Source organism: Kitasatospora sp. NPDC054939, from assembly GCF_053610105.1.
In genome coordinates, this window is record NZ_JBSGXP010000108.1 from 12,271 (window position 1) to 29,324 (window position 17,054).

General features: G+C 76.9%; 4 protein-coding genes. All 4 read right to left on the minus strand.

What is annotated here, in order from left to right; translation table 11 throughout:
• Positions 1–142: 142 nt before the first annotated feature.
• Positions 143–1,162 carry an LLM class flavin-dependent oxidoreductase gene (locus tag ACWGB8_RS26580; protein WP_452216122.1) on the minus strand — a complete coding sequence of 340 codons (1,020 nt, stop codon included), beginning with the start codon at positions 1,160–1,162 and terminating at the stop codon, positions 143–145.
• A gap of 289 nt (positions 1,163–1,451) precedes the next feature.
• A complete protein-coding gene (locus ACWGB8_RS26585; RefSeq protein ID WP_452216123.1) occupies positions 1,452–1,661 on the minus strand; it encodes an MbtH family protein in 210 nt (69 codons plus the stop codon).
• Between the two features lie 103 nt (positions 1,662–1,764).
• Positions 1,765–8,868, minus strand: coding sequence for an amino acid adenylation domain-containing protein (locus ACWGB8_RS26590; RefSeq protein WP_452216125.1), 7,104 nt, complete (start codon positions 8,866–8,868; stop codon positions 1,765–1,767).
• A 20-nt stretch (positions 8,869–8,888) separates the two neighbouring features.
• Positions 8,889–17,054, minus strand: an 8,166-nt coding sequence (locus ACWGB8_RS26595; RefSeq protein WP_452216124.1) for an amino acid adenylation domain-containing protein, incomplete at its 5' end; no start/stop codon positions are given.

The following is a 17,054-nucleotide window of genomic DNA, read 5'->3' on the forward strand; positions in this document are numbered from 1 at the left end:
CTCCCGCCCACGTTCGAGGATTCCCGCTCCGGAGTCTCGCCCCGCCCGGGCCTCCCGTCAAGGGTTCCGGCACGCGGTCCCGCCCCTCGGACCGCACGCCGGGGCCCGACCGGCGGTGCCGGCCGGGCCCCGTGACGGCGGATCAGAGGGTCGGCTTCCACCCCAGGGCCGGGCCGAGGACGCCCGCGACGTCGGTGAGGATCTGCACGTAGTCCTCGTGCCCGAAGGAGAACGGCAGCGCGAAGACCACCTCGTCCACCTCGCGGAACGCGGCGTGTGCGTGGAGCCGTTCGGCGATCTCGGCCGAGGTGCCGACCAGGTCCGGCGCGTACATCGTGCGGGCCGGGCCCTGCGGGGCGGTGGTGCGCGGGGTGCGGCTGCGGACGTACTCCCGGTACCGGGACCGCTGGTCGGCGGTTGCGCTGTCGGTGGGGATGACGACCAGGCCCTGCGAGACCCGGGCCCGCGGGCCGTCGGGGTGGTGCGCGCGGAAGGCGGCGATCTGCGAGCGCTGGATCTCGGCGAAGTCCTCGGACTCCTCGGCCCGCACGACGTTGCTGGTCAGCAGGCGCAGCCCCTGCTCGCCCGCCCAGCGGGCCGAGCGCAGGCTCCCGCCGCCGTACCAGATGCGGTCGGCCAGGCCGGGGGCGACCGGCTGGACCCGGTCGGCGTACACCTCGATGCCCTCGGTCCCGCTGAAGTCGGTGGCCCGCTCGCCGCGGACGAAGTCCAGCAGCCGGCGCACCCGCCGGTAGCCGAAGTCCTCGGCCTCGGCGGTGTCGGGGTAGAGCGCGGGTGCGACCCGGTCCCAGTGCCCGGGGCGGCCGACGCTCACCCCGGGGTTGAGCCGGCCGCCGGACAGCAGGTCGGTGGTGGCGAGGTCCTCGGCCAGTCGCAGCGGGTTCTCCCAGCCCAGCGGGATGACCGCGGTGCCGAGCCGGATGCGGCTGGTGCGCTGGGAGGCCGCCGCCAGGACGGCGACGGGCGAGGAGATCCCGTGCTGCAGGTGCCGGTGGCGCACCCAGGCACCGTCGAAGCCCAGCTCCTCGCCGAGTTCGATGAGCCGCAGGGTCGACTCGTGGCCGCGCCGGGGGTCGGCCGGGTCGAACAGTCCGATGGTCAGGAATCCCAGCCTCCGAAGGGGCTGCGAGGGAGACGGCACGGTTCCTCCGTCCTCCGCGGGGCTCGGGCGGCGAGCGGTGCGGTTCGGTCCTTCCGGCGCCCGGATACCGGTCACCGGGGCGTCCGGTTCACCGTCACACACGGCGCGGGCGGAGCTCAAGGGGCCGCCGGGAATGGCAATCCGGGGCAATGTCCGGGCAACATCCGCGCAGTGGAGCGGCCCTGGGCCAGCCCCCCGGGACACCCCCGACCCCGCCCGGGCGTGCCCGCGCCCCCGGACGGAAGCGGGAGGGGTCCGGGGGCGCGGGGGTTCTCGGGGCGGGGGCGGATCAGCCCTCCGCGGCGGCCAGGCTCGCCGGGCGCAGGTCGGTCCACTCCCGCTCGATCAGCTCGACGCACTCGGTGCGCGGGGCGTCCGCGAGGCGGACCGTCCAGCCGGCCGGGACGTCCAGCCAGGCCGGCCAGAGGGAGTGCTGGTTCTCGTCGTTGACCAGCACGTGGTAGTTCTGGTCCTCGGCCTCGAACGGGTTGGTGCTCACGGGGCGGTTCCTTTCGGACTGGGCTCCGGATCGGGGCCCTCGGTGGGTTCGGGTGCGGGCCCTGCGGGCTCCGCAACGGTCAGGGGTTCGGGTCCGGCCGGACCTACGGGTGGAGCACCCGGTCGATCTCCGGGCCGATGACCTCCAGCGCCTGGGGCGTCATCAGCTGGTCGTGGGTCAGGTCGAGCACGTGCTCGGTGAGCCGGCCGTGCAGGTACGGCGGCCAGACCAGGGCGGGCAGGTCGGCGGCCTCGGTGCTGCGGGCCGCGGTGAAGAACAGCGCGTCACCGCGCACCACCGGGGTGCTGCTCGCCGCGAGCAGCCGCACGCAGTGCAGGTTGGTGTCGACGATCGCCCCGAGCAGGTCCTCGTCGAAGCCGGCCAGCATGCCCTGGCTGGCGTGGATCGCGGCGACGGCCTGCTCCCGGCTCACCGGCCCCGCGGGCGGTCCGTCCGCCGCCCCGGCGCCGTCCTGCGGCTCGTCACCGAGGGCGGCCACCCCGAGCAGGAACCGGCTCTCCTCCTCGGCGAGCCGCTCCCGGAAGCGCGGGTCCTCGACGAAGGACCAGTCCTCGGTCTCCGGCGGGTAGGCGTCGATCAGGCCGAGGAAGGCGACCTCCTCGCCGCCGTCCTGCAGCTGCGCCGCCATGGCGTGCGCCACGGTGCCGCCGAAGGAGTAGCCGAGCAGGTGGTACGGGCCCTCGGGCTGGACCGCGCGCAGTTCGGCGAGATAGTGCGCCGCCAGCTCGGCGACGTCGGCGACCTCGGGCAGCTCGCCGCGCAGGCCCGGCGACTGCAGGCCGTAGACCGGCCGCTCGCGGTCCAGGTGGCGCAGCAGGCCGGCGTACTGCCAGGCGAAGCCGGAGGCCGGGTGGACGCAGAACAGCGGGGCCAGGCCGCCGCTTTCGCGCAGCGGCAGCACGGTGCGCAGCGCGTCGCGGCGCGAGTCGGTGCCGATCCGGGCGGCGGCCGCGGCGACCGTCGGCGCGGCCATCAGGGTGGCCACCTGGACGGGGACGTTCAGCTCCTGGCGGATCCGGCCGGCCAGCTTCATCGCCAGCAGCGAGTGGCCGCCGAGGTCGAAGAAGTTGTCGTCGACGCCGACCTCGGGCAGGCCGAGGACTTCGGCGAACAGCCGGCAGAGCAGGGCCTCCCGGGCGTCCGCGGCGGGCCGGGAGCCGGCGCCGCCGAGGTCGGGGGCGGGCAGGGCGGCCCGGTCGACCTTGCCGTTGACGGTCAGCGGCAGGGCGTCCAGCGGCACGAACGCCGCGGGCACCATGTACTCCGGCAGCACGGCGGCCAGGGCGGCGCGCAGCTCGGCCGGCTCCCCGCCGACGGTGTAGGCGACCAGGCGGTTGCCGCCGGCCGGGGTGCGCTGCACGGCGACGGCCGCCGCCGCGACCTGCTCCAGGTCGAGCAGCGCCGACTCGATCTCGCCCGGCTCGATCCGGTAGCCGCGGATCTTGACCTGCTGGTCGACCCGGCCGAGGTAGTCGATGACTCCGTCCCGGCGCAGCCGCACCTGATCGCCGGTGCGGTACATCCGGCTGCCGGGGGCGCCGTACGGGTCGGCGACGAAGCGCTCGGCGGTCTGGCCGAAGCGGTCGTGGTAGCCGCGGGCCAGGCCGGTGCCGGCGAGGTACAGCTCGCCGGGGACGCCCGGCGGGACCGGCCGCAGCGCGGTGTCCAGGACGTACGCCCGGGTGTTCATGATCGGTCGGCCGACGGTGGACGTCGGGCTGGACGGGACGGACGCGCCGAGGGCGTTGATCGTGTACTCGGTGGGGCCGTACAGGTTGTAGCCGATGGTGCCCTCGGTGCGCTCCAGCAGCTGCCAGAGCGACTCGGGCACGGCCTCGCCGCCGAGCAGGAACAGCGCCGGGCGGTGCCGGTCCGCGTCCAGCAGGCCCGCCTCGACCAGCTGCTGACCGTACGAGGGGGTGACGTTGACGACGTCGATCCGCTCCCGGTCGTAGTGCGCGGTGAGCGCGGCCGGGTCCATCCGAAGCTGCTCGCCGATGACGTGCACCTCGTGCCCGTCGACGAGCCAGAAGAACTCCTCCCAGGACATGTCGAAGGCGAAGGACACGGTGTGCGCGACCCGCATCCGGCGGCCGCCGACGGCGGCCACGGCCGGGGCGAAGATCCGCTCCCGGTGGTTGACCAGCATGTTGGTCAGGCCGCGCTGGGGCACCACCACGCCCTTGGGCCGGCCGGTGGAGCCGGAGGTGTAGATGATGTACGCCGGGTGGTCGGGGTGCCGGGGGCGGACCAGCTCGGCCGCGTCGAGCGGATCGGCCGGGTGGCCGGCCAGCAGCGCGTCGGTACCGGGCGCGTCCAGGGCCAGCCGCTCCACCGCCAGGCCCTCCGGCAGCCGGTCGGCGACCGTGTCGGCGGTCAGCAGGTACACCGGGCGGGCATCCTCGATCATCGCGCCGAGCCGCTCGGCCGGGTGGTCGAGGTCCAGCGGCAGGTAGCCGGCGCCCGACTTGAGGACCGCCAGCAGGGCGACCACGAAGTCCGCGGTGCGCGGCAGCGCGAGCGCGACGATCTGCTCGGCGCCGACGCCCCGGGCGATCAGCGCCCGGGCCAGGCGGTTGGCCCGGCCGTCGAGTTCGGCGTAGCCGAGGCGCTGCGCACCGAAGACCAGCGCGGTCTCGTCCGGGGTGCGGGCGGCCTGCTCGGCGAACAGCTCGATGACGGTGGTGTCCGGGACCGGGTGGCCCGTGTCGTCGCCGAGCGCGATCAGGCGCTCCCGCTCCTCGGCGCCCAGGGTGTCCAGCCGGCCGACCGGGGTGGCCGGGTGGTCGGCGAGGGTGCGGACCAGCGCGGTGAGCCGGTCGGCGATCAGCTGCGCCTCGTCCCGGCCGTAGAGGTCGGGCCGGTAGGCGACGCTGAGTTCGAGGGCGTGCTCGGGGGTGACGGCGAGGGTCAGCGGGTAGTGCGTGCCGTCCACGCTGTGCGTCCAGCCGATGGTGTGGCGGGCGGTCGCCTCGGCGCGGGCCGAGTCGTCCAGCGGGGTGTTGCGGAAGACGTACAGGGTGTCGAAGAGCTGGCCGATCCCGCCGGACTGCTGGATCCGGCCGAGGCCGAGGTGGTGGTGCGGCAGCAGGGCGGCGTGCTCGTGCTGGACGCGGACCAGGAAGTCGCGCAGCGGCTCCTGGGGGCGGACGGTGACCCGGAACGGCAGGGTGTTCATGAACATCCCGATCATCCGGTCGACGTCCGCGATCTCCGGCGGGCGGCCCGAGACGGTGGCCCCGAAGACCACGTCGTCGCGGCCGGTCAGCCCGGCCAGGGTGAGCGCCCAGGCGCTGCTGAGCACGGTGTTGAGGGTGACGCCGCAGGCGCGGGCGAAGGCCCGCAGCCGGTCGCTGTCCGCCTCGTCCAGGACGACCGGGCAGACCTCGGCGAGCACCGGCTCCCGGGTCGGGTCGGCGGGCGCGACCAGGGTGCCCTGGTCGAGGCCGGCGAGGTGGTCGCGCCAGGCGGCGGCCGAGGAGTCCCGGTCGGTGTCGGCCACCAGCCGCAGGAACTCGCGGTACGGGGTGACCGGCGGCAGCGCGTCGGGGTCGCCGCCGTACCGGTAGAGGGTGAACAGCTCCTCGAAGAACAGCGACTCCGACCAGCCGTCGGTGAGGATGTGGTGCTGCGTCACGCAGAGCACCCAGCGCTCCGGCCCGAAGCGGAACAGCGCGATGCGCAGCAGCGGCGGCGCCGCGAGGTCGAAGCGGGTCCGGCTGTCGGCGAGCGAGAACTCCTCCAGCGCCTTGTCCTGCTCCGCGCGGTCGAGGTGGGAGAGGTCGAACTCCTGCCACGGCAGCTCCCACCGCCCCGGGACGAGCTGCACCGGGCCGTCGAAGCCCTGGTGCCGGAAGCCGGCCCGCAGCTGGGGGTGGCGGCGCAGCAGGGCGTCGAAGGCCCGGCGCAGTGCGGCGGTGTCGACGGCGTGCAGCAGCTCGGTGAAGTTCTGCATCAGGTAGACGTCGAGGGCGCGGTCGTCGTAGACGGCGTGGAAGTACAGGCCCTCCTGGAGCGGGGAGAGCGGCAGCGCCTCCTCCAGGCCCGGGCACAGGTCGGCGGCGAGGGCGCGCTGTTCGCCGGTGAGCGGCAGCAGCTCGCGGGCCGGGGCGGCGGCCCGCTCGATGCGCCCGGCGCAGGCGGCGGCGAGGCGCTCGGGGGTGCGGTGCTCGAAGACCTCGCGCGGGGTGAGGTACAGGCCGTCCTTGCGGGCCCGGGTGACCAGCCTGATGGAGGCGATGCTGTCGCCGCCGAGGACGAAGAAGTCCTCGTCGGCGCCGCACGCCTGCAGGCCGAGGACCTCGGTGAAGGCCCGGCAGAGCGCGGCCTCCCGCTCGTCGGCCGGCGGCCGGGCGCCGGTGGCGCCGCCGAGCGCCGGGGCGGGCAGCGCGGCCTTGTCGAGCTTGCCGTTGACGGTCAGCGGCAGGGCCTCCAGTCGGACCACGGCGGCGGGCACCAGGTGGTCGGGGAGGGTCGCGGCGAGCGCGCCGCGGGCCTGCTCGGGGTCGGCGGTGCCGGTGACGTAGCCGACCAGGCGGCGCACCCCGGGGGCGTCCTCCCGGACCACGACCGCGGCGCCGGTGACGCCGGGCAGCGCGGACAGCGCGGCCTCGATCTCGCCGGGCTCGATCCGGTGGCCGCGGATCTTGACCTGCTGGTCGGCGCGGCCCAGGTAGTCCAGCCCGCCGTCGGGGCGCAGCAGGACGAGGTCGCCGGTGCGGTACATCCGGGTGCCGGGCGGGCCGTACGGGTCGGCGGTGAACCGTTCGGCGGTCAGGGCCGGACGGCCGAGGTAGCCGCGGGCCAGGCCGGGGCCGGCGAGGTACAGCTCGCCGGGCACGCCGACCGGCACCGGGCGCAGCGCGGCGTCCAGCACGTAGCCGGCGGTGTTGCCGATCGGCCGTCCGACGGAGGGCAGTTCGGAGTCGGCGAGGTCGGCGGCGAGCGCGTCGACGGTGTACTCGGTGGGGCCGTAGAGGTTGACCGAGCGGACGCCGGCGGCGGCCCGGACGGCGGCCCACTGGGCGGGCGGCACGGCCTCGCCGCCGAGCAGCAGCAGGGTCGGGCGGTGCCGGTCGTCGGCCAGCAGGCCCCATTCCAGCAGCTGCGTGGCGTAGGTGGGGGTGAGGTCGAGGGCGTCGATGCGGTGGCGGTCGATGTAGCCGGTGACGAACTCGGCGTCGCGCCGCTCGGTCTCGTCCATGATGTGCAGCTCGTGGCCGGCGATCAGCCAGAACAGCTGCTCCCACGAGGTGTCGAAGCTGAACGAGGCGGTGTGCAGGGCGCGCAGCGGGCGGCCGGCGGCGGTGGCGGCCGGGGTGAGCAGGGCGTCCAGGTGGTTGGCGTACAGGTTGGTCAGGCCGCGGTGGGTGGTGACGACGCCCTTGGGGCGGCCGGTGGAGCCCGAGGTGTAGATGACGTACGCCGGGTGGTCCGGGTGGACCCCGGCCGGGGTACGGCGGGGCGCGGCCGGGCCGGGGGCGTCGAGCAACAGGCGCTCGGGGCCGCCGGCGGGCAGCAGCCGTTCGGCGGCGGTGGTGGTGACGAGGCGGGCCGGGGCGGCGTCCTCGATCATCAGGGCGAGCCGGTCGGCCGGGTGGTCCAGGTCGAGCGGCAGGTAGGCGGCGCCGGTCTTGAGCACGCCGAGGATCGCGGTCACGGTGGCGGTGGAGCGCGGTAGGGCGAGCGCCACCACGGACTCCGGGCCGACCCCGGCGGCGGCCAGCCGGTCGGCCAGCTCCTCGGCGCGGCGGTCGAGTTCGGCGAAGCTCAGGCGCTCCTCGCCGGCGGCCAGGGCGGGCGCGTCGGGGGTGGCCGCGGCCCGCGCGGCGAAGCGGTCGGCGACCGTGCCGGCCGGGGCCGGGAAGGCGGCGCCGCGGGAGCCGACGAGCAGGGCGCGCCGCTCCTCGGGGGCGGTGGTCGCCAGCCGGCCGACCGGGGTGTCCGCGTCCTCGGCGAAGCGGTCGAGCAGGTCGGCCAGGCGCTCGCCGATCCAGGCGGCCCGGCCGGGGGTCAGGACGTCCGGACGGTACTCCAGGTGCAGGGCGGTGCGCTCGCCGAGGTTGACGGCGACGGTCAGCGGGTAGTGCGCGGCGTCGCGGGCGGTGACCCCGGTGACGGCGGTGCCGCCGGTGAGGGCGGGCCGGTCCGACGGGTCCACCGGGTAGTTCTCGATCACCAGCAGGGTGTCGAACAGCTCGCCGCCGACGCCCTGCTTCTGGATCTCGTGCAGGCCCAGGTGGTGGTGGGCGAGCAGGGCGTTCTGCTCGTCCCGGAAGCGGCCGACCAGGCCGGCCAGCGGTTCGCCGGGCCGGGCCGAGACCCGGACCGGGACGGTGGTGATGAACAGGCCGACCATCGACTCGACCCCGGCCAGCTCCTCCGGGCGACCGGAGACGGTCAGGCCGAACACCGCGTCGGTGCGGCCGGTCAGGGTGCCGAGCACCAGGCCCCAGGCGCACTGCAACAGGGTGCCCGGGGTGGTGCCCAGGCGGCGGGCGGCGGCGGTGAGCGCGGCGGTCCGGTCGGCGTCCAGCTCGACGGTGTGCACGGCCGGGCGGGCCGGCGCCCGGCCGGCGTCGGCGGGGGCGAGCAGGGTGGGGCCGTCGAGCCCGGCCAGCGCGCCGCGCCAGGCGGTGCGGGCGGCGCCGGCGTCCTGCGCGGCCAGCCAGGCCAGATGCTCGCGGTACGGGCGGACGGCCGGCAGCGCGCCCTCGTCGCCGCTGCTGTCGTACAGCGCCAGCAGGTCGCGGACCAGCAGCGGCATCGACCAGCCGTCCACCAGGATGTGGTGGACCGTCACGACGAGCCGGTACCCGGCCTCGCCGACCCGGGCGAGGGCGAGCCGCAGCAGCGGCGGGCGGTGCAGCTCGAAGCGCTCGGCGAGGGCGGCGCGCTCCAGTTCGGCGAGGGCCTCCGCGGGCCGGCCGCGCAGGTCGGCCTCGGTGACCGGCAGGCTCAGCGCGGCCGGGACGAACTGGACCGGCTGGGGCATGCCCTCGTGCCAGAACCCGGCCCGCAGGTTGGCGTGTCGGCGCAGCAGCGCGTCGGCGGCGGTGCGCAGCCGGTCGGCGTCCACGGGTCCGTCGAGCGCGACGGTGACCTGCACGGTGTAGACGTCCACGGCGTGCTCGTCGTACCCCGCGAGGAACAGCATGCCCTGCTGCAGCGGGGAGAGCGGAAGCATGTCCGCGAGGCGTTCCTGAGTCACTGCTGAGCCTTCCACATCGATTCGAGCATGGCGATCTGGGCCTGGTCGAGGGAGATCAGGTCGAGATCGGAGGGGGTGTGTCCGCCGCTCCCGGGAGCGGCGGCCCAGGCGGCGAGACCGTCCAGGGCGGCGGTCCACGCCTCGGTGAGCGCGGTGACGGCGGCCGCGGGGAGGGCGTGCTCCGCCCGGATCCAGCGGGCCGTCAGCCGGGGGCCGTCCGGTCCGGGCACGACCCGGACCAGGACCTCCAGCGGGTGGGAGAGCGGCGCGTCCGGCTCCGGTGCGGCGGCCACCGCGTCGGCCTCGGGGGCGGGCCCCCAGTCGGCGTCCGGGGCTGCGGTGCCGCGCCCGAGGTAGTTCCAGAGGATCTCCGGGCCGTCGGCCGGGAAGAGCCGCGCGGTGGCCGGGTTGAGCCGGCGCAGCAGGCCGGCACCGAGACCGCCGGCCGGGACGGCGCGCAGCTGCTCCTTGACGGCCTTGAGGGCGTCGCCGGCGGCCTCGGCCCCGCGGGTGGCGGCGGCCGGGTCGGCGGCGGCGAGGTCCAGGCGCACCGGGTGCAGCGCGGTGAGCCAGCCGACCGTGCGGGAGAGGTCCGCACCGGGCAGCAGCTCCTGCTCGCGGCCGTGCGCCTCCAGGTCGACGCCGACCGCCCGCCGGCCGGTGACGGCGGCGCAGGCCACCGCGAGCGCGGTCAGCAGCACGTCGTTGACGGTGCCGTGGAAGGCCGCCGGGACGGCGTCCAGCAGCGGCGCCGTGCGGGCCGCGTCGAGGGTGACGACGCTCTCCCGGGCGGTCGCGGCGGTGTCCCTCGCCGGGTCCGGCGGGAGGCTGCCGAGCGGGCGCCCGTCGGTGCGGGAGGCGGTCAGCCAGTGGTCGAGCTCGGCGGTCCGGCGCGGGCTGTGCGCCTCCGCCAGCAGGTGCCCGGTCCAGGTGCGCAGCGAGGTGCCGACGGGCTCCACGACGACCGGGCGCCCGGCGGAGGCCTGCTCGTGGGCGGCGCGCAGGTCGCCGAGCAGGATCTGCCAGGACACCTCGTCGACCGCCAGGTGGTGGGCGACGAGCAGCAGCCGGCCGGGCCGGTCCGCCCCGGCGTCGAGGTGGACGGCCTGGAGGCAGCGCCCCTCGGTGGGGCGCAGCCGCCCGGTGGCGGCGTCCGATTCGGCGGCGACCAGGCCGCGCAGCGCGGTGTCGTCGAGGCCGGTGGCGTCGACGGTGCGCAGGCAGTCGGCGGCCCGGGGGGCGGCCGGGGCGTCGGCGGGCAGCGTCTCGGCGCTCCACACGCCGGGCGCCGTGACGGTGAGCACCTGGCGCAGGCCCGGGTGGGCGGCCAGCACCGCCTGCAGGGCGGCGACCAGGTCGGCGCGGCGGGCGCCGGCCGGCAGCCGGACCAGCCTGGCCTGGGCGAACCGGTCGACCGGGCCGCCGCGTTCGGCCAGCCAGTGGGCGATCGGGGGCAGCGGCAGGGCGCCGATGCCGTCGTCCAGCGGGCCGGGCGCGCCGGCCTCGGCCGCGGGCCGGACGCCCGCGAGGGCGGCCAGTCCGGCGGGGGTGGGGTGCTGGAAGACCTGCCGGGCGGTGATGGTCAGGCCGGCCCTGCGGGCCAGCGAGACCAGCTTGATGGAGACGATGCTGTCGCCGCCGAGCGAGAAGAAGTTCCCGTCGGGGGCCACCTCGTCCAGGCCGAGGGCCTGCGCCATCAGGGCGGCCAGCACCTGCGCCGGGTCGCCAGCCGGGGCCGCGGCCGCCGCGGGCGCCGCCGCGGGGGCGGGGGCCTGCGCCGGTGCGGGGGCCGGGGCGGGCAGCGCCCCGCGGTTCAGCTTGCCGTTGACCGACAGCGGGAGCGCGTCGATGACCACCAGGTCGGCGGGCACCATGTACTCCGGCAGCCGCTCGGCGGCCAGCGCGCGGACCGCGGCCGGGTCGGGCACGGCGCCCGGTGCGGGCACCAGGTAGCCGGTCAGCCGCCGGCGTCCGGGCCGGTCCTCGCGGACCGCGGCGGCGGCCTGCGCCACCCCGGGGGCGGCGGCCAGCACCGTCTCGATCTCGCCGAGTTCGATGCGCAGGCCGCGCAGCTTCACCTGGCCGTCGGTGCGGCCCAGGTACTCCAGCAGGCCGTCGGCGGTGTGCCGGACGAGGTCGCCGGTGCGGTACATCCGGGAGCCGGGCGGGCCGTACGGGTCGGCGGTGAACCGCTCGGCGGTCAGGGCCGGGCGGGCCAGATAGCCCCGGGCGAGCTGGACACCCGCCAGGTACAGCTCGCCGGGCGCGCCGGGGGGCACCGGCTGCAGCCGGGCGTCCAGCACCCGGACCGAGGTGTTGCGGACCGGCCGCCCGATCGGCACCCCGTCGCCGGTGCGGCCGGGCCGGTGGTTCTCGTACGTGACGTCGACCGCGGCCTCGGTGGGGCCGTAGAGGTTGGCCAGGACGACCGGCCGGCCGTCGGCGGAGGCGGTGAACCGCTCGGCCAGGCCGACCGGCAGCGCCTCGCCGCTGCACACCGCGAGCCGCAGGCCCGGCAGGTCGGCGACCCGCTCCTCGGCGAGGAAGGCGCCCAGCATCGACGGCACGAAGTGCAGCACGCTGACCCCGTGGCGGCGGATCACCTCGGCCAGGTAGGCCGGGTCCTGGTGGCCGTCCGGTCGGGCGACGGCCAGCGGGACGCCCTCGGCGAGCGGCCAGAACAGCTCCCAGACCGACACGTCGAACCCGGCCGGGGTCTTGTGCAGCACCCGGTCGGCGGCGGTGAGCCGGTAGGTGTCCTGCATCCAGAGCAGCCGGTTGACGATCGCCCGGTGGCTGACCACGACGCCCTTGGGCAGGCCGGTGGAGCCCGAGGTGAAGATCACGTACGCCGGGTGGTCGGGCCGCAGCGAGGCGCGGCGCTCGGCCTCGGTGACCGGCCCCGCGGGCAGCGCGGCCAGCTCGGCGGCGGTGCCCGGCGCGTCCAGCAGCACCGGTTCGGCGGTCACCGGGGAGGGCAGCCGGGCGGCGCCCGCGGCGTCGGTGAGCACGCACACCGGACGGGCGGTGTCGACCAGGTACGCCAGCCGGTCGGCCGGGTGGTCGAGGTCGAGCGGCAGGTAGGCGCCGCCCGCCCGGACCACCGCGTGCACCGCGACCAGCAGGTCGGCGGAGCGCGGCAGCGCCACGGCGACCACCGACTCCGGGCCGACGCCGCGGCCGATCAGCAGCCGGGCCAGCCGGTCCACCCGCTCCTCGAACACGGGCCGCTCCAGCACCGCGTCGTCCAGCAGCAGCGCCGGGCCCGCGGCCCGGGCGGCGCCGGCGGCGACCAGGTCGGCCAGGGTGCGGCCGTCCGTCGGGCCGGTGGTGGCGTCCAGGCCGTGCAGGGCGAGTCCGCGCTCCCCGGCGGTGAGCAGGTCGAGTTCGGCGAGCGGGCGGTGCGGGTCGGCGACGGCCTGCCCGACCAGCCGCACCAGGCGGTCGGCCAGGGCCCGCGCGGTGGCCGCGTCGAAGCGGTCCAGCGCGTAGCGGACGCCGCCGAGCAGCCGGCCGCTGCCGTCCGGGGCCGCGCCGAGCGCGAACTCCAGGTCGAACTTGGCGCCGCCGGCGTCGACCGTCAGCTCCTCGGCGGGCAGGCCGAACAGCCGGTCCGGCGCGGGCGGGGCCGAGTGGTAGGTGACCATGGTCTGGAACAGCGGGTGCCGGGCCGCCGAGCGGGCGGGCGCCACCGCGTCCACCACCCGCTGGAACGGCGCGTCGGCGTGGTCGAACGCGGCCAGGTCCACCGCCCGGACGCGGTCCAGGAGTTCGGCGAAGCTCGGATCGCCCGACAGGTCGGTGCGCAGCACCAGGGTGTTCAGGAAGAACCCGACCAGCCCGTCCAGCGCCTCCTCGGAGCGGCCGGAGGCCGGGGTGCCGAGCGGGAGGTCCTCGCCGGCGCCGTGCCGGTGCAGCAGCGCGGCCACGGCCGCGTGCACGGCCATGAACACGGTCGCGCCGTGCGTCCGGGCCAGCTCGGCGAGTGCGCCGGCGGTCGCCGCGGGCAGCTCGAACAGCTCGACCGCGCCGCGGTGGCTCGGCCGCACCGGGCGGGGCCGGTCGGCGGGCAGCGCGATCTCCTCGGGCAGCCCGGCCAGCGCGGTGCGCCAGTGGTCGAGCTGCGCGTCCTGCGGGAGGGCGCTCTGCCAGAGCGCGAAGTCGGCGTACTGCAGCGGGAGTTCGGCGAACTCCGGGGCGCGTCCGGCCAGCCGGGCGGCGTACGCGCGCTCCAGGTCGGCCAGCAGCGGGCCGGTGGACGCCTCGTCGCCCGCGATGTGGTGCAGGGCGAGCACCAGCACGTGCTCCTCGGCACCCGTGCGCAGCAGCGCGGCGCGCAGCGGCAGGTCGGCGGCCAGGTCGAAGGCGGGGGCCACGACCGCCCGGACCGCCTCGGCGAGGTCGGCGCCGGTGCGGTCGGCGACCGTGAGCGGCACGGTCACGGCGGCGGCTTCCAGCACCCGCTGGAACGGCTCGCCGTCGAGCTCGCCGTACACCGTGCGCAGGCTCTCGTGCCGGGTCACCAGGTCGACCAGGGCGGCCGAGAGCGCGGCCCGGTCGGGGCGGCCGGTCAGCCGGACGGCCAGCGGGATGTGGTACGCCGCGCCGGAGTCCTGCACCTGGTGCTGCAGCCACATCATCCGCTGGGCGGCCGAGAGCGGCAGCCGCTCCGGGCGTACGGCGCGCACCAGCGGCGGCCGGCCCGGGCCGCTGCGGTCGGCCAGCCGGGCGGCCAGCGCGGCCACCGTCGGTGCCTCGAAGACGTCCCGGACGGCGGTCTCCACCCCGAGGACGGCGCGGATCCGCCCGGCCAGCCGGGTGGCCAGCAGCGAGTGCCCGCCGAGCGCGAAGAAGTCCTGGTCGGTGCCGACCCGGGCGAGGCCGAGCAGCTCGGCCCAGACTCCGCAGAGCAGCTCCTCCCGGGCGTCGCGAGGGGCCCGGCCGTCGGCGGGGGCGGCCGCGAGATCGGGCGCGGGCAGCGCGTCCTTGTCGAGCTTGCCGTTCACGGTCGTCGGCAGCACGTCCAGTACGACCACCGCGGCCGGCACCAGGTACTCCGGCAGCTCGGCGGCGAGCGCGCGGCGCAGCTGCGCCGCGTCCACCGCCCCGGTGGCGTACGCGACCAGCCGGCGCACCCCGGGGACGTCCTCGCGGACCACGGCCACCGCGGCCCCGACGCCCGGACGGGCGCTCAGCGCGGCCTCGACCTCGCCGAGTTCGATCCGGTAGCCGCGCAGCTTCACCTGGTCGTCGGTGCGGCCCAGGTACTCCAGCAGGCCGTCGGCGCGGCGGCGGGCCAGGTCGCCGGTGCGGTACATCCGGGAGCCGGGCGGGCCGTACGGGTCGGCGGTGAAGCGTTCGGCGGTCAGCCCCGGCCGGTTGAGGTAGCCGCGGGCCAGCTGGTCGCCGGCGAGGTACAGCTCGCCGGGCACCCCGGGCGGCACCGGCCGCAGCCGGGCGTCCAGGACGTGCGCCCGGGTGTTGTCCAGCGGGCGGCCGACCACCGGGGTCGGGGCGTCGGTCACCCGGGCGACCAGCGCGTCCACGGTGAACTCGGTCGGACCGTAGTAGTTGACGGTCTCCACGTCCGGGTGGTCGGCGAGGGTGCGCCACAGCGCGGGCGGCACGCCCTCGCCGCCGAGCAGCAGCAGCGGCGGGCGGGAGGCCGGATCCAGCAGCCCGCACTCCAACAGCTGCAGGCCGTACGACGGGGTGACGTCGAGGGTGTCGATCCGGTGGGCGGCGCAGTAGGCGACGACCGCCTCGGCGTCCCGCCGGTCCACCTCGTCCAGGACGTGCAGCTCGTGGCCCTCGATCAGCCAGAGCAGCTGCTCCCAGGAGGAGTCGAAGGCGAAGGAGGCGGTGTGCAGGGCGCGCACCCGGCGGCCCAGCCGCTCGGCGACCGGGTGGTACAGCTCGCGGGCGTGGTCCTGGTGCAGGTTGGTCAGTCCGCCGTGGTCCAGCACGACGCCCTTGGGGCGGCCGGTGGATCCGGAGGTGTAGATGACGTAGGCGGCGTGCCGGGGCGAGGTCGGCACCCGGAACGGGCCGTCCGCGGGACCGGCGGGGGCGGCGAGCACGGCGGCCGTCGCGGGCTCGTCGAGCACCAGCGTGCCGGGGGCGTCCGCGGCGGGGGCGCCGTCCGGGCCGGCCGGCAGCAGGGCGGCGGCGGAGCGGGTGGTCAGCACGCAGCGCGGGGCCGCGTCGGCCAGCAGGAAGCCGAGCCGCTCGGCCGGGTGGTCGAGGTCCAGCGGCAGGAACGCCGCACCGGCCTTGAGCACCGCGAGGGTGGCGACGACCGAGTCCGCCGAGCGGGGCAGGGCGAGCGCGACGAGGTCGTCCGGGCCGATCCCGCGGCCGGCCAGCAGCCGTGCCAACCGGTCCGCGCGGCGGCCCAGTTCGGCGAAGGTCAGCCGCTCCTCGCCGGCCACCAGGGCGGTCGCGCCGGGGGTGCGGGCCACCGTGGCGTCGAAGGCCTCCACCACCGAGCCCGCGGTCAGCGGCCGGTGGGTGGCGTTGGCGGCCTCCAGCGCGGCGCGCTCGGCGTCGTCGAGCAGGTCGAGGTCGGCCACCCGGACGGCCGGATCGGCGGTCACCAGGGTCAGCAGCCGGACCAGGCGCCCGGCCAGGGCCTCGACGGTGGCGTGGTCGAACAGCGCGGCGGCGTAGCGGATGCCGCCGGTCAGCTCCTCGGTGCCGGGCACCCGGCGCAGCACGACGTCCAGGTCGAACTTGGCCACCCCGGGGTCGACCGGCAGTTCCGCGGTCTCCAGGCCGAACAGCGCGGTGGTGTCGGGGGCGTCCGCCTCGTAGGCCACCATCGTCTGGAACAGCGGGTGGCGGTGGGTGGAGCGGGCCGGGTTGACGGCCTCCACGACCCGGTCGAACGGCACCTCGGCGTGCTCCAGGGCGGCGAGGTCCGAGGAGCGGACGCGGTCGAGGAGTTCGGCGAAGGTGGGGTCGCCGGAGAGGTCGGTGCGCAGCACGAGGGTGTTGACGAAGAAGCCGACCAGGCCGTCCAGGGCCTGCTCGCCGGCGCGGCCGGCGACCGGGGTGCCGAGCGGGACGTCCTCGCCCGCGCCGTGCCGGTGCAGCAGCGCCGCGACCGCGGCGTGGACCAGCATGAACACACTGGCGTCGTGCTCCCGGGCCAGCTCGGCCATCCGCCGGGCGACCCCGGTCGGGACGGCGAACGCCACCTCGCCGCCGCGGCTGTCGGCGACCGCAGGGCGGGGCCGGTCGGTGGGGAGGGCGATCTCCTCGGGGAGCCCGGTGAGGGCGGTGCGCCAGTGGTCGAGCGGCGCATCCTGCGGGAGGGCGGCCTGCCAGAGGGCGAAGTCGGCGTACTGGAGCGGCAGTTCGGTGAACTGGGGGGCGCGTCCGGCCAGGCGGGCCGCGTAGGCGAGCTGGAGGTCGGCCAGCATCGGCGCCACCGACCACTCGTCGCCCGCGATGTGGTGGGCGAGGAGCAGCAGCACCTGCTCGCCGGGGGCCCGCAGCAGGGTGACCCGCAGCGGCGCCTCGGCCGCCAGGTCGAAGCGGTGTCCGGCGGCGGCGACCGCCTCGGCCGCCAGCCGGTCGGCCGGCACGTCGGCGACCACGACCGGCACCGCGGCCTGCTCGGGCGCCAGGACGCGTTGGTGGGGCTCGCCCTCGTGCACACCGAAGACGGTGCGCAGGCTCTCGTGCCGGGCGACCAGGTCCGCCACGGCGGCGGTCAGCGCCGCGGTGTCCAGCGCACCGCGGATCCGGACCGCGAACGGCAGGTTGTAGGCGGCGCTCGGGCCTGCCAACTGGTCCAGGAACCAGAGGCTGCGCTGGTTGCCGGCCAGCGGCAGGTGCTCCGGGCGCTCGGCCCGGACCAGCGCCGGACGCACGGCGGGCGCCGTCCGGCCGGCCAGCCGGACCGCCAGGGCGGCTACGGTGGGCGCCTCGAACACGTCCCGGACGGTGGCCTCCACTCCGAGCAGGGCGCGGGCCCGGCCCGCGACCCGGGCGGCGAGCAGGGAGTGCCCGCCCAGGGTGAAGAAGCCCTCCTCGGCGCCGACGTCCGGTACGCCGAGCACCTCGGCGAAGACGGTGGCGAGGGTGGTTTCGAGGGGTCCGTGGGGGGTGCGGCCGGTGGGGTGGGTGGTGGTGGGTGCGGGGAGGGCGCGGCGGTC